16 protein-coding genes are annotated in these 14,278 nt (G+C 41.5%); 11 read left to right on the forward strand and 5 right to left on the reverse strand.

Features of this window, described 5'->3' with window-relative positions:
- Window positions 1-105: 105 nt before the first annotated feature.
- The 3 genes from VY86_RS18025 to pabB all read right to left on the reverse strand — a co-directional run bounded on the left by VY86_RS18025 (window position 106) and on the right by pabB (window position 3,570).
- Window positions 106-1,470 (reverse strand): L-serine ammonia-lyase, encoded by a 1,365-nt coding sequence (locus VY86_RS18025; protein WP_046975972.1) that lies wholly within the window; start codon window positions 1,468-1,470, stop codon window positions 106-108.
- A gap of 169 nt (window positions 1,471-1,639) precedes the next feature.
- A complete protein-coding gene (locus tag VY86_RS18030) occupies window positions 1,640-2,203 on the reverse strand; it encodes a CoA pyrophosphatase (RefSeq protein ID WP_046975973.1) in 564 nt (187 codons plus the stop codon).
- Window positions 2,200-3,570, reverse strand: a complete 1,371-nt coding sequence (gene pabB, locus VY86_RS18035) for an aminodeoxychorismate synthase component 1 (RefSeq protein WP_046976963.1) — start codon at window positions 3,568-3,570, stop codon at window positions 2,200-2,202. The genes VY86_RS18030 and pabB overlap by 4 nt, the downstream gene beginning before the upstream one ends.
- 142 nt (window positions 3,571-3,712) lie before the next feature.
- Between pabB and VY86_RS18040 the strand changes: the two genes are divergently transcribed.
- From VY86_RS18040 to pip, 3 genes are all read left to right on the forward strand, one after another.
- A complete protein-coding gene (locus VY86_RS18040; RefSeq protein ID WP_046975974.1) occupies window positions 3,713-3,892 on the forward strand; it encodes a YoaH family protein in 180 nt (59 codons plus the stop codon).
- Window positions 3,893-3,999: 107 nt separating this feature from the next.
- Window positions 4,000-4,374, forward strand: coding sequence for a protein YebF (gene yebF / locus VY86_RS18045; protein ID WP_046975975.1), 375 nt, complete (start codon window positions 4,000-4,002; stop codon window positions 4,372-4,374).
- Between the two features lie 73 nt (window positions 4,375-4,447).
- Window positions 4,448-5,401: a prolyl aminopeptidase gene (gene pip, locus VY86_RS18050; protein ID WP_046975976.1), complete on the forward strand. Its 954-nt coding sequence runs from the start codon at window positions 4,448-4,450 to the stop codon at window positions 5,399-5,401.
- A 49-nt stretch (window positions 5,402-5,450) separates the two neighbouring features.
- Here pip and VY86_RS18055 read toward each other — a convergent pair whose 3' ends face one another.
- Window positions 5,451-5,681, reverse strand: coding sequence for a DNA polymerase III subunit theta (locus VY86_RS18055; RefSeq protein WP_046975977.1), 231 nt, complete (start codon window positions 5,679-5,681; stop codon window positions 5,451-5,453).
- 328 nt (window positions 5,682-6,009) lie between these two features.
- Between VY86_RS18055 and ftnA the strand changes: the two genes are divergently transcribed.
- The 4 genes from ftnA to VY86_RS18075 all read left to right on the forward strand — a co-directional run bounded on the left by ftnA (window position 6,010) and on the right by VY86_RS18075 (window position 8,495).
- Window positions 6,010-6,513 carry a non-heme ferritin gene (gene ftnA, locus VY86_RS18060; RefSeq protein ID WP_046975978.1) on the forward strand — a complete coding sequence of 168 codons (504 nt, stop codon included), beginning with the start codon at window positions 6,010-6,012 and terminating at the stop codon, window positions 6,511-6,513.
- Window positions 6,514-6,708: 195 nt separating this feature from the next.
- Complete coding sequence (yobA, locus tag VY86_RS18065; protein ID WP_046975979.1) at window positions 6,709-7,095, forward strand: CopC domain-containing protein YobA; 387 nt, start codon at window positions 6,709-6,711, stop codon at window positions 7,093-7,095.
- 2 nt (window positions 7,096-7,097) lie between these two features.
- Complete coding sequence (copD, locus tag VY86_RS18070) at window positions 7,098-7,991, forward strand: copper homeostasis membrane protein CopD (RefSeq protein ID WP_046975980.1); 894 nt, start codon at window positions 7,098-7,100, stop codon at window positions 7,989-7,991.
- A 162-nt stretch (window positions 7,992-8,153) separates the two neighbouring features.
- Window positions 8,154-8,495, forward strand: coding sequence for a YebY family protein (locus VY86_RS18075; protein ID WP_046975981.1), 342 nt, complete (start codon window positions 8,154-8,156; stop codon window positions 8,493-8,495).
- Window positions 8,496-8,699: 204 nt separating this feature from the next.
- Here the strand turns inward: VY86_RS18075 and VY86_RS18080 are convergent, their stop codons facing one another.
- Window positions 8,700-8,942 (reverse strand): DUF1480 family protein, encoded by a 243-nt coding sequence (locus tag VY86_RS18080; protein WP_046975982.1) that lies wholly within the window; start codon window positions 8,940-8,942, stop codon window positions 8,700-8,702.
- A 665-nt stretch (window positions 8,943-9,607) separates the two neighbouring features.
- On the opposite strand from VY86_RS18080, the gene VY86_RS18085 reads away from it, so the two are divergent.
- The 4 genes from VY86_RS18085 to htpX all read left to right on the forward strand — a co-directional run bounded on the left by VY86_RS18085 (window position 9,608) and on the right by htpX (window position 14,207).
- On the forward strand, window positions 9,608-10,105 hold the full coding sequence (locus tag VY86_RS18085; RefSeq protein WP_046975983.1) for a GAF domain-containing protein: 498 nt from the start codon (window positions 9,608-9,610) through the stop codon (window positions 10,103-10,105).
- Window positions 10,106-10,200: 95 nt separating this feature from the next.
- Window positions 10,201-10,902 carry an RNA chaperone ProQ gene (proQ, locus tag VY86_RS18090; RefSeq protein ID WP_046975984.1) on the forward strand — a complete coding sequence of 234 codons (702 nt, stop codon included), beginning with the start codon at window positions 10,201-10,203 and terminating at the stop codon, window positions 10,900-10,902.
- A gap of 19 nt (window positions 10,903-10,921) precedes the next feature.
- The gene (gene prc / locus VY86_RS18095; RefSeq protein WP_046975985.1) at window positions 10,922-12,973 is read left to right on the forward strand and encodes a carboxy terminal-processing peptidase; all 2,052 of its coding nucleotides are present in this window, start codon (window positions 10,922-10,924) and stop codon (window positions 12,971-12,973) included.
- A 346-nt stretch (window positions 12,974-13,319) separates the two neighbouring features.
- On the forward strand, window positions 13,320-14,207 hold the full coding sequence (gene htpX / locus VY86_RS18100) for a protease HtpX (protein ID WP_046975986.1): 888 nt from the start codon (window positions 13,320-13,322) through the stop codon (window positions 14,205-14,207).
- The last annotated feature ends 71 nt before the right edge of the window (window positions 14,208-14,278 follow it).

Below are 14,278 nucleotides of genomic sequence, written 5' to 3' on the forward strand. Positions count from 1 at the left end.
AAAAGTGATCATTGAGGGGTTTTGCTAAAAAATACCCCTACCTTAAGGTAGGGATATTTTGATGGCGGAAGGATTTACTGATTAAAAAACAGGTTATTTATTTGATTAATCACACTGAACTTTAATCGCCAGACCACCGCGGGATGTTTCACGATATTTAGCGTTCATGTCTTTGCCGGTTTCGTACATGGTTTCAATGACTTTATCGAGAGAAACCCGCGGTTCACTGGTACGGCGCAAAGCCATACGAGCAGAGTTGATGGCTTTTACTGAAGCAATGGCATTTCGTTCAATACAAGGCACCTGTACCTGGCCTGCAACCGGGTCACAGGTAAGGCCGAGATTATGTTCCATGCCGATTTCAGCTGCAATACAGACCTGTTCAGCACTGCCACCCAGCAGTTCAGCAAGGCCGGCTGCTGCCATTGAACAGGCAACACCCACTTCCCCTTGGCAACCAACTTCAGCTCCAGATATAGAGGCATTCATTTTATACAGAATGCCGATAGCGCCGGATGCCAGGAAATAGCGGATATACAGCTCTGGTGTTACAGGCTCAATGCAATGGTTGTAATAAGCGAGTACGGCAGGAACAATGCCACAAGCTCCATTAGTTGGTGCGGTAACAACACGCCCACCCGCAGCATTTTCTTCATTGACTGCCAAGGCGAACATGTTCACCAGATCCACGACATTCATTGGATCATTAGACAGGTTGTTTGATGAGGTCAGCATACGATGCAATGCCGCTGCACGGCGTGGTACACGCAATGGGCCAGGCAAAACGCCTTCTGTATTCAGACCACGATCAATACAAGCCTGCATGGTATCCCAGACATCAGCAAAATAAGCGTTGATTTCTTCTTTACTGTGGAGATCCAGTTCGTTTTTCATCATCAAACCGGAGATAGATAGCCCGGTTTTATTACAATTCATCAGCAGTTCTTTTGCTGAATTGAATGGATATGAAACAGGTTTGATATCCTGAGAGGGTTTACCAAAATGCTCTTCATCAACAATAAAACCACCACCAATTGAATAGTAGGTTTTGTTATAAACTTCTTTGTCTCCCGCGAATGCATGAATTTGCATACCGTTTTCATGTAACGAAAGATTATCACTACGGAAAACCATACCGCTGTCACGTGGGAAATCGACTTCATGTAAGCCATTGGCCAGCTTAATACGCTGAGTTTGCTCTACATCACGAATAAAACCGGGGATTGAATCAATATCAACGGTAGCTGGCAAATTACCTGCCAGACCCATGATAATGGCTATATCCGTATGATGACCTTTGCCGGTTAATGAGAGTGAGCCGTAAACATCGACGGCTACACGCGTGATAGAAGGCATTAAGCCCTGGTTTACCAGATCGTCGACAAACTGTTTGCCGGCTTTCATCGGGCCAACCGTATGAGAACTAGATGGGCCAATACCGACCTTAAACATGTCGAAAACGCTAATCACGCCAGACTCCTTAAAAAAGATAGAGATATAGTTATATATATTGGGGTACGCTACTTTACTGTGATTTAGTCGTGTTGATAAGTGAGTTTACAGTTTTTTTGAATTATGATAGCAACTGTGACAAAAATGGATGAAAAAAACACAGGTTGATTATTTCTCATGATTTGGATCAAACCTGAACCTGTTGAGCTAATTGATAAATGATAGCGGCGGTCAGGCCCCAGATGAGTCGCCCCTGATACCAGTGAAAATAGATGCGATGTTGCTGACCACGGCGGTTAACATCAAGATAATGATAACTTGAAAGTGAAAGCGCTTCAGATAAAGGGACTTCGAATATACTGGAAACTTCTGTCGGGTTGCTGTGGAAAGACAACTCTGGGGGTAATAACCCGACAATGGGTGTCACCAGATAACCGCTAATGCTGTCTAAGGGCATGAGTTGCCCCAAAACTTTAACTTTCTGATGGGGGATGTTGACTTCTTCTTCTGCTTCCCGCAGTGCTGTCGCAATGATTGATTTGTCTTCGGGATCAGCAACCCCACCGGGAAAGGCTACTTGACCGGCGTGTGATCGCAATGTGGTGGCGCGCTGGGTCAGTAATAGCGTTGGTTTCGGCTTGCAGATGATCGGCAATAACACCGCGGCATGGCGGGTGTTATTTGCAAGCCGGTTAGGGAGTGATGGAGTCTGTAACTGAAATCTGTTAATGAAATCAGATAGTGGCATCATATCGATTTTATTTTTCCCAGTTGCGGTAAAATATGATTCAACTTATCAAATGCTTCCTGATACTCGTTTTCAGCAATACTGTCGGCAACAATTCCGCCACCTGCCCAGCAATATATTTTTTCTCTCTCGGTCAACAGGGTTCGAATGGTGATATTACTGTCCATCGTGCCACAAAAGCTAATATAACCAATTGAACCACAATATCCATGCCGGCGATGAGGTTCAAGTTCTTCTATTATTTCCATTGCTCTGATTTTAGGAGCACCGGTAATAGAGCCGCCTGGAAAACAGGCGCGCAGTAAGTCCGTGGCATGCTGTTCATTTGGTAGTGCTGCGGTAATTGTGCTGACCAGATGGTGAACGGCAGGGAATTGTTCAACGACAAATAATTCAGGAACTTTAACTGAGCCCGGTGTGGCTACCCGGCCAATATCATTACGTAATAAATCGACGATCATCAGGTTTTCGGCCCGGTCTTTTTTTGATACTGTTAGTTTTTCAGCTTGTAATGCATCCTTTTCTGCGTCATTTAAGCGCGGTAATGTGCCTTTAATTGGACGAGTCTGGATTTGCTTATTTTCCAGGAGCAGGAAACGTTCAGGAGAGACACTGATGACACTATTTTCTGGTAACCGAATAAAGGCAGAAAAAGGGGCGCAATTGCTCTTATTCAGTTTTATGAATGCTTGCCATTCATCTCCCCGGTAATCAGCGCAAAATCGCTGTGCCAGATTGACTTGATAACAATCGCCGTCTAATAGATAGTCATGAATACAGCTAATCTTTTCATTATATTGCTCTGCACTCATATTTGACTGCCATTCGCTGGTCAGTGTAAAAGCTGTTTTTGGCGAAGCCTGGTGGGATATAAGCCAGTTCAGGCGTGTATCAGCATCACTGTAGCTGAGTAGAGTCACCTCTTTTTTATGATGATCAACAATCAGCGCCCAGTCATAAATACCTATTGCCATATCTGGAAATGACAACTCATTTTTGGCTTGTGACGGTAATTTTTCGATACAACGCCCAAGATCATATCCCCATAGACCCAGTGCACCACCTTGAAATGGCAAATCAGGATCAAACTTTGCGGTGATATTTAATTTCTCCAGCTGTTTTTTTAGCAGATAGAAGGGATCTTCCTCAGTAATATAAGTATCACCACGTTCATTTATTGCAGTTAATTTCTCATGACTGAGAAGGGTTATCAATGGTTCTGCAACCAGAATATCAAACCGGTTATGGGGATGGTTTGCATAACCGGAATGGAGCAGCATTGCCCAAGGCAGGTTTGAAATCGGCGCGAAATAGTTGATGGCGGCGTCTGATTGATAAGGTAATTGTCGTTTTTGCAGTGAAGTACTCATTATGGTGTTGGTTTTAACAGTTGTAACGCAAGAATTGATATTGTTTTCCATCCCCAGAGATTAACATAGAAATCCACTCCTTACCTGAGATAAAAATCGCTATACTCTTCGGCGTCGAGCGATTTATTTAGAGGTTATTATCATGTTTTCAAGTATGCCAACCTTATCTCATCAGGAACAGCAACTGGCAGTGGAGAAAATTCAGCAATTAATGGCTGAGGGAATGAGCAGTGGGGAAGCCATTGGGTTGGTTGCTCAAGAGCTTCGTGAACAGCATCGCACAAAAGAGCAGGTGAATGTGATGTTTGATGATGAGAAATGAACATAATTAAATTATTTATTTAACAATAATCACACATTTATTTTACCTGGCATGTTAGGTTAGCTCCATATTTAATCTCTTATTTTGAGATATTAACAGGAGGTAGTATGAAAGCATGTCATATCATTAATAGCGTTGGCCTATCAGGCGCTGCACTTTTGCTCACTGTCTCATTCGCAGCATCTGCTGTGTCAGAGAGCAAACGTGTTGATAAATTTGTTTCTTGCGATAATTTAACCAAATCGCAAATTGCCGCTCAGGTAAAGCGTGATTTTCTGCAAAACCGCATCAACCGTTGGTCAGAAGATAAAAAGCAGTTGGGGACATCTACACCTGTGGCGTGGGTAAATGAGGAAAATATCACTGGTGATAAAGCTATATTAAAAATTCCCCTTACTGTTCGTGGTTCTAAGCGTGACAAAGATTACCGTGTTGTTGTTGATTGTCAGCAAAATACGATTAGCTATAGTGAATTGAAATAACATTTTCTGATAGTTATCTCCAACCGTCATGAGATGGACACCAGATTTGGTGTTAGCCAGTAGAGGAAATGTTATGTCAGAATTGAAAAAATTATATCCGGCCTGTGAAGCTTACCGTTCTGGTTATTTGGACACCGGTGATGGTCATCAAATCTATTGGGAATTATGTGGTAATCCTAACGGTAAGCCTGCGGTATTTATTCATGGCGGACCAGGCGGTGGTATTGCTTGTTATCATCGTCGGCTATTTGACCTTAAAAAATATCATGTCATGTTATTTGATCAGCGTGGCTGTGGGCGTTCAAAACCTCATGCCAGTCTGGAAAATAATACCACCTGGCATTTAGTTGAAGATATTGAGTGTTTGCGTCAATTAATGGGGGTGGAAAAATGGCTGGTATTTGGGGGTTCATGGGGCGCTACTTTATCTTTAATTTATGCCCAGACTCACCCTCAGCGAGTTTCTGAATTAATTCTTCGGGGAATTTTCTTGCTGAGGCCGCAAGAGTTGCACTGGTATTATCAGGATGGCGCTTCTAATTTTTTCCCCGACAAATGGCAACGAACAATATCTATTTTGTCGGAGGAAGAGCGAAAGGATATTATCGGAGCATATAATAAGCGGCTGACCAGTGATGATCGTCAGGTTCAATTAGAAGCCGCTCGTCTCTGGAGCTTGTGGGAGGGTGAGACGGTAACATTGCTTCCTTCAGATAGCGCGGAATCTTTCACAGAAGATGAGTTTGCTTTGGCGTTTGCCCGAATTGAGAACCACTATTTCATCAATGAGGGTTTTATGAATGACGATCAGCAACTGCTGAATAACATTGACGTTATAAGGAATATTCCGGCAGTCATCATTCATGGCCGATATGATATGGCTTGCCGGGTGCAGAATGCTTGGGATCTGGCACAGGCATGGCCGGAAGCAGAATTGCACATTATTGAAGGAGCAGGACACTCATTTGATGAGCCGGGTATTTTACATCATCTGATTAGTGCAACGGATAAGTTTGCAGAGCAATAGTTTGATATAACCACCGGTTACCCGGTGGTTGTCAATTCTTAATAGATGATTAGCGGCTTTTGGGCTCGTAAGGTAAACGGGAAAATTGTTTGGATAATTGGCGATAATGCACCAAACGTTGTTGAAAATACTCCCTAAGGTGTGTGGGTTGTTCCTGTTCAACTGTGTCAGGAAGTACCGGCATATTGTAACGTTCTTTAAAAGCCACCCCCGATGCCGCCAAATCAACATTTACTTTATCCATACTCTCTGTAGAAAGCCCGGCCAGATTATGTCCCATAAGTGTCTCGCTGAATTGAAACTCTAATTCACAAAACGATAAAGTTAATCCAGACTGGTTTTTCTGGCAAGGGCTGAATTGATTATTTTATAAATATAAATAATATTCATTATCATTAAATATAAAAACTTCTTAGTGAATGCTATTTTGTAAATAACATTCATTTCCATTTGAATATATTAAATGAGATTCATTTCTATTTGTCTTTTTGGAAAATATATCTTTATTTCAACATCATACGTATATTTAATTTATTTTTGCTTATTGGGTTTTATTATTTTAATATAATTGGCATAATACAGGTAAATTAATAACTGGAGTGCCTATTATGTTAAATCAAGAAATGGTTAATAAATTAAATGAGCAGATGAATCTGGAGTTCTATTCTGCGAATTTATATCTGCAAATGAGTGCATGGTGCAGTGATAAAGGGTTGGCAGGCGCTGCCGCGTTTTTTAAATCACACTCCCAGGAAGAAATGCAGCATATGCATCGCTTGTTTGATTATTTGAGTGATACTGGTGCGATGCCACGTTTGGGACAAATTGATGCGCCTTCGACTGATTATGAATCCATATCCCATGTACTTAAGAGAACTTATGAGCACGAGAAATTTATTACTGCTGAAATTAATAAACTTGCCCATTTGGCGATAACTGCGCAGGATTATTCTACTTTTAACTTCCTGCAATGGTATGTAGCAGAACAGCACGAAGAAGAGAAATTGTTCAAATCTATCCTTGATAAACTGGATATGGTTGGCGAGGATGGTAAGGCGCTCTTCTTCCTGGATAAGGATCTGAAAAGTCTGGCTGCTGCAAATCCTGTCTGACTGAATGGGATGAATTAACCGTAGTAGTCGACAATAGCTTTAGATATTTAAGTCTAATACTGCGGTTTTCCTTTATTTTTGCGCGATAGTTCACAAGACGAAATTCTCATTGTAAGTTATCGCGGATAAAATAATCCTTTTGATATAAGATGATACTAATTTATAGAAATTCATCTGAAAATTAAGAGGTCATTTATGGCTATCAGCAAAATTCACTCTTTTTGCCGAAAGTTATCTGCTTTAGTGGTTCTTTTTGTCGGCATATCTTGCCAACAAGCTTTGGCTCATGCGCATTTAACAGAACAAATCCCAGCAGAAGATACGACAATAGAAAATACACCACAGGTAATTACTTTGAGTTTTTCAGAAGGTATTGAGCTGAATTTCAGTAAAGTAAAAGTGACTGGTCCGGAAAATAACCTTATAAAAACGGGTAAATTGAAGCTTGATCCGGCAACCAATACAAAACTTATTCTTCCTGTTGAAGATAAGCTGGTGGCGGGTAAATATGATGTTGACTGGAGCGTAGTCTCTGTTGATGGGCATAAGACTAAAGGCGTCTATAGCTTTACAGTTAAGTAATTATGTCTCTGGCCGCGCTGTATATCCTTTGTCGCTTCACCCATTTCGTGGCAGTCATGTTGATGTTTGGCCTCAGCATATTTACTGCCATGCTGGTTCCCGATCGTTTATCTGTTCTGATTGATGCCCGCCTCCGTTTGGGGGTAATTATCAGCACGATTGTGGCACTCATAACGGCAATTGGCTGGTTGGCGATGCAAGCGGGGATAATGGGGGATGGCTGGCAAGATACTTATAATCTGGAAATCTGGCTGGCAGTACTGGGAACAACTTTTGGCAGAGTTTGGCAATGGCAAATACTGGTTTCAATAGTTGCTACAGGGTTATTGTTTATCAATAACCAAAAAACCAGAAATGTTACGATGTTAATTATCTCTGCCATTTTACTGTCTTGTCATGCTCTTATCGGCCATTCGGTAATACATGATGGGATGACCGGTGTTTTTCATCAGATTAATCAGGTAATTCACTTATTGAGCGTTGGATATTGGTTTGGTGGATTATGGCCATTTTTGGTGTGCCTGCAATTTTTGCGTATACAAAATGAATTGGCTGTAGGGCTGGATAAGCAGATCATGATTTCTATGATGCGTTTTTCCACGTATGGTCATATTGCAGTAATTCTTATTATTGTTACAGGCACCATAAGTAGCTTGATTTTGCTCCCTGATTGGCCGGAATATAGTGGCAGTGAATATCAATCAATGCTATGGATAAAGATAGCACTGGTGGCGGGTATGGTGGTACTTGCATTAATCAATCGCTATATTCTGGTGCCTAAATTGAGGCAACCCGGCCGCTATCAATTGTTAGTTATCAATAGTTGGGTTGAAATTATGCTTGGAGCGCTGGCTTTATTATGTGTTGCTGTTTTCGCGACTTACCAGCCGGTTTGATTTTCTTAATTTACCCCTGTTGCAGTCGGGGATATTGGTGCAGTCTGTTTCTGACAATAGAATATAGAGTGAATACGGACTGCGTGCAGAAATCGGAGTGTACAGGTAGTGCGTAAGAATGAATCTGCTTTTCTCGTTCTTATATCTACATTGGTAACTATTATGAAACGTTTATTTTTATTATTTCCCTTGTTTTCTCTCTCTTTTCAAAGTATTGCTGCACCTATTGAAACGGTGAGCAAGTTACAGTTTGGTGATAAATGGGCATTTACACGGGAAGAAGTGATGTTGGATTGCAGAGCAAATCAGGCTCTGTTTGTGATTAATCCAAGTACGTTGGTGCAATACCCATTGAATGATATAGCTACAGAGATGATGAGGATAGGGAAAGTGAATGCGAAGTCTTTGGATATTATTCTATTGAATGATAGCAAAAATCCGGCTCAAAAAATGAGTATAGAGCCATTCCAGCAAGCAGCTTTAGCATTGTGTGATAAAAAATAATGCCATTGAGTTAAGCGGCAGCATGATGCTTGGCTATTTATTGCCCAAAAAGTTGGTAAAATGCCATATGTCAGCTACGCTTTAAACTGTAAGTTGTTTACGTCTCAATGACACTTTTAGCGCACGGCTCTTAAGAGCCATTTTCCCTGGGCCGAGTAGAGGAGTCAACTCGGCCTTTTTTTGTCAAAAAAAATCTTTTGGACATCAGACCACCCTCATAACCCATGCATGTTTTTGTCTGTCATAATGTTTCCTGTATAGCAGAATGTGCTTATCGTTTAGTAAGGCGGGGATACTGGTATGTTCATCCCACCCATCTAGCTGCATACAAAGCTCGTGGTCAGAATTACAAGGAATGCTAATGGTAGTGTCGTCTTCTTCGGTAGGTGAAGACAGAATAGCATCATCAATTTCGTAGCTGGAAATTCTTAACGTTGTCTGATTCATGATGGTTCCTTCGCTTTTAGTTAACAGGTACGACCAGTAAGGCAATCATTTGAGAATAGATCAAATGATTGAGATTGCCAGTAATAATATTTTCCGTGTTGTATTATCGGTAGATGATATTGCTGTTATAATTATTCGTTCTAAAACTTAGTCTCGTCATATTGCTCTTTTCATCTTCGCTATTCTTTGACCTTTTCCACATTCAGTAGGAAATATTTATTTGGTGTGGTCGTAGGAGATGAAAGTGTTAACGATAAAGAGGGAGTGCAATAATTCTACGGATAAATTGTTTGAATGTTTTGTTTTTTACTCCATGAAGTGTCAACTCTAAAATGAAAGAAACTAATGATTGGTACGGTTATCAGATAATTGATCTTTATAATTGCGGAATAATTCAGTCTGATTTTTATTGCGTGAGGGCATTGAGGTGCTTACGGTGAATCATATTCATACCGGCTACACTTTTGATAATGTTTTGGTAAGAGGTGTGATATCTCACTAGCCTTTACCCATGTTCAATAAATATAATAAAGAATATCTTATTAAAGACAGTAAAAAATTTACGTCAGTGTGACAGGCTGTTAACCTTATTGTTATGGGCATTTGATATTTTTTTGATATAAAAAATAGAGATGCATTTTGTAAATTTCATCGGATAGGTCAATATGAATAAAAATGAGTTCTATCGGGAGCTTGCAGCGGACTTAAAAGCTCTGTTGTCTGGTGAGTATGACTTAATAGCAACGTTCGCTAATGCCAGTGCATTGTTGTATGAACGCTTGCATGACGTTAACTGGGTCGGTTTTTACCTGATTGATGGTGATACGTTGGTTCTGGGACCATTTCAGGGAAAAGTTGCCTGTGTGAGAATACCTGTTGGCAAGGGGGTATGTGGAACTGCTGTATCAGAAAAGCGTATTCAGCGTGTTGATGATGTTCATGCATTCCCCGGTCATATTGCTTGTGATGCTGCCAGTAACGCTGAAATTGTGTTGCCATTAATCGTAAACGATAGAATCATTGGTGTATTGGATATTGATAGCACGATTTTTAATAGATTCGACGAAAAAGACGAATTTGGCTTACAAGCCCTTATTGATGGGCTTTGTGCTCATTTAGAACAGTGCGTTGTGCCGAAATATGTTGAATTGAATGTAACTTAACATATGGATAACGTGGCATTTATCAGCAACGCTATTATAATGACGCCAGTTCATGCCTATGCTGGTTGGCAAAACCGTTGTAATCAGGAAATTTCATGGAAAATCAACCTAAGTTGAATAGTAGTAAAGAAATTATTGCTTTTTTAGCTGAGCGTTTCCCGCTCTGTTTCGTAGCCGAAGGTGAAGCTCGTCCTTTAAAGATCGGTATTTTTCAGGATATCGTTGAACGTATCCAGGACGAAGAGTGTTTAAGTAAAACACAATTGCGCTCTGCCTTGCGTCTGTATACATCAAGTTGGCGTTACCTGTATGGTGTTAAAAAGGGCGCGCAGCGTGTTGACCTTGATGGTAATTCATGCGGTGAACTGGAAGCGGAACACATTGAACATGCTCTCCAGCAACTGACTGAAGCCAAAGCACGGGTTCAGGCACAGCGTGCAGAACAAAGAGCTAAAAAACGTGAAGCTGAAAATGCGGCTGCCGGTGAAAAAAATGAACGGCCTGTAGCCAAAAAGCCAGCTCCTCGTCGTCGTGCCAATAATACTGAAGGGGAAAAACGGCAGCCACGCCAACAAAATCGCCCTCAGCAAACACGTAAACCGGCGGCTAAACCTGCTCAACCTGTACCGACTCAGAGCACCGATGTTTCATCGCTGAAAATTGGTCAGGAAATTAAAGTAAGAGTGGGTAAAAGCTCGATGGATGCTTCTGTGCTTGAAATCGCCAAAGACGGTGTACGGGTACAATTGTCTTCCGGTTTAGCGATGATTGTACGCGCAGAACATTTACAGTTCTGATACGGAGGCCAACCTAGGCATGAACACATTCGTCAGACTGGCTTTTGTCTTAGGCGTTTCAATTTTTGGTACTTGTTATGCAAATACAAACAGTCCAGCGGCTGTTCCTGTTCGTATTGAACAATTGCCTGTATTGAAGCAAGAGCCTCAGCACTCAACAGTGAGCGAGCGGGTAACATCCCGCTTCACTCGCTCTCATTATCGTCAATTTGATTTAAATGGTGATTTTTCGGCAAAAATATTTGACCGCTACCTTAATATACTGGACTACAGCCATAATATATTACTGGCGTCAGATGTAGCTCAGTATGCTGATAGGAAAAAGTTGTTAGGCAAGGAATTGGAGAGCGGGAATCTGGAAATCCCGTATGACCTGTTTAATTTGTTGCAAAAACGCCGCTTTGAGCGATATCAGTACGCTTTATCTCGTCTTGAGCAGCCAATGAATTTTGGTGGTAATGATACAATTGATGTTGATCGTTCCAAAGCCCCTTGGCCGCAGAATATCGAGGAGTTAAATAAACTCTGGGATGCTAAAGTTAAATATGATTGGCTCAATCTCAAACTCACTGGCAAAGACGATAAAGAAATTAAACAAGTGCTGACCAAACGCTATCAGTCTGCGTTAAAACGCCTGACACAAAGTCAGAGTGAAGATGTTTTCCAATTGATTATGACGGCGTTTGCCCGTGAAATAGATCCTCATACCAATTATCTTTCACCACGCAATACTGAACAGTTTAACTCAGAGATGAGTCTTTCCCTGGAAGGAATTGGTGCTGTTTTACAGATAGATGATGATTATACCGTCATAAATTCTATGGTTGCCGGTGGACCTGCCGCCAAAAGCAAAGCGTTAAAAGTGGGTGATAAGATTATCGGTGTCGCTCAGTCAGGGAAGTCCATGGTGGATATTATTGGCTGGCGTCTGGATGATGTGGTTGCACTGATTAAAGGCCCTAAAGGCAGTAAAGTACGGCTTGAAGTTATTTCTGATACCAAAGGAGCAAAACCACGTACTATCACTTTGACTCGTGAACAGATCCGTCTGGAAGATCGGGCAGTGAAGATGTCAGTCAAGACAATTGGTAAGGAAAAAGTGGGCGTTCTTGATGTCCCAGGTTTTTATGTTGGCTTGACTGATAATGTTAAAACTCAATTACAAAAACTGACTAAACAGCATGTCAGTGCCATTGTTATTGATCTGCGTAGTAATGGGGGGGGTGCACTGACAGAAGCAGTTTCTTTGTCTGGCCTGTTTCTCCCAAGTGGCCCGGTTGTGCAAGTCAGGGATAATAACGGGAAAATCCGCCAGGATTCCGATACTGATGAAATGGTGTACTATAAAGGGCCTTTGGTTGTCCTGGTAGACCGGTTTAGTGCTTCCGCTTCTGAGATTTTTGCCGCGGCAATGCAGGATTATGGGCGGGCGCTGATTGTTGGTGAGCCTACGTTTGGCAAAGGCACGGTTCAGCAATATCGTTCTTTGAGTCGTATTTACGATCAAATGATGCGTCCTGATTGGCCGTCACTGGGTTCTGTTCAATATACAATTCAGAAATTCTATCGTGTGAATGGTGGTAGCACCCAGCGTAAAGGTGTTACACCTGATATTGTGATGCCAACGGGGATTGATCCGGCAGAAACAGGAGAAAGTTTTGAAGATAATGCTTTGCCTTGGGATAGCGTTCCTCCTGCCCGTTATACGGGATCTAAAGTTATTGCAGGGTTAATTCCGCAGTTGAATATGGCTCATACTACCCGCATCGCGGATGATCCAGAGTTCAAATATATCAATGAGGACATTGCGCACTATAAGGCAATGAAAGAGCATAAGAACATCGTTTCTCTTAACTATGCACAAAGAGAGAAAGAGAACAAAGAAGATGATGCTTTAAAACTGAACCGGATTAATGATCGCTTTAAGCGCGAGGGTAAAAAACTGTTAACATCACTGGATGATTTACCTAAAGATTATCAGGGTCCGGATCCCTATCTTGATGAATCAGTGAAAATTGCACTTGATTTGGCACACCAACCTGTTGAGAAGATATTAGCTAAATCTAAGTAGAGTCATTTTTAAATAGCCCGTTAACGATGTCTAATACCCGTTCACTTGAGATGTTTTTGAGTGAACGGTGTATTGGGCTTTTAGTCTCCATATAAACGGCGTTTTTTGAAGTGTTCTCCTTTTTTTCAGGAAGGATGAACTGTTTCACATTTTCTCTGTGTTACCGGGTATCGGAGTATTTTGCTTAACCAATTGGTGTTAGGCTGCTACTGGTTTTTTATAATTTTGTAAAGTTGTGTTGATTTTATCGCTTGAAGAGTTCAAAGCCTTGAATATAGCAAGAACAGCCTTATTTATAGATTAACTCTGAAAGTGCATTGATTATTAATAAAGGAAGCCGGTTTTTATGATGCGAATTGCTTTGTTCCTCCTCACTAACCTTGCTGTTATGTTGGTGTTCGGGATAATACTTTCTCTGACAGGAATTCAGGGAAGTAGCGTACAAGGTTTAATGATTATGGCTGGTCTGTTTGGTTTCGGTGGGTCGTTTATTTCCCTGCTGATGTCCAAATGGATGGCCTTGCGTTCTGTTGGTGGTCAGGTTATTGAACAGCCAGCAAATGAAGTTGAACATTGGTTAGTTGAAACTGTTCGCCGTCAGGCGGAACAGGTCAATATTACGATGCCGCAGGTTGCGATTTATGCTGCACCTGACATTAATGCCTTCGCTACCGGCGCTCGTCGTAATGCTTCTCTGGTCGCTGTTAGTACTGGCCTGTTGGATAATATGAGCAGGGCAGAAGCGGAAGCCGTTATTGCCCATGAGATTAGCCATATCGCTAACGGTGATATGGTGACGATGACTTTGCTGCAAGGGATAGTCAATACCTTCGTTATCTTCATTTCCCGTCTGTTGGCTCAGGTTGTATCAGGTTTTCTGTCTGGCAACAATAATGAAGAAGAGGGTAACTCTTCTGGTAACCCGATCGTTTACATGGTTGTTTCAATGGTGCTGGAAATCGTATTTGGTATTCTGGCAAGTATTATCACCATGTGGTTTTCCCGTTACCGCGAATTCCATGCAGATGCGGGATCCGCTAAGTTGGTTGGCCGTGAGAAGATGATTGCTGCTTTGCAGCGTCTGAAAACCAGTTATGAGCCGCAGGAAGAAGGTAGTATGATGGCATTCTGTATTAATGGTAAATCCAAGACGTTCAGTGAGCTGTTTCTGTCTCACCCACCATTAGACAAACGTATTGAAGCTCTGCGTAGTGGGCAGTACCTGAATAAATAATATTGCGAATAAAATAAAAAAGCCGAAGAATGATGTATTCTTCGGCTTTTTTTATGATTTTTGAAATTCAA

Source organism: Photorhabdus thracensis (genome assembly GCF_001010285.1).
Lineage (GTDB): Bacteria > Pseudomonadota > Gammaproteobacteria > Enterobacterales > Enterobacteriaceae > Photorhabdus > Photorhabdus temperata.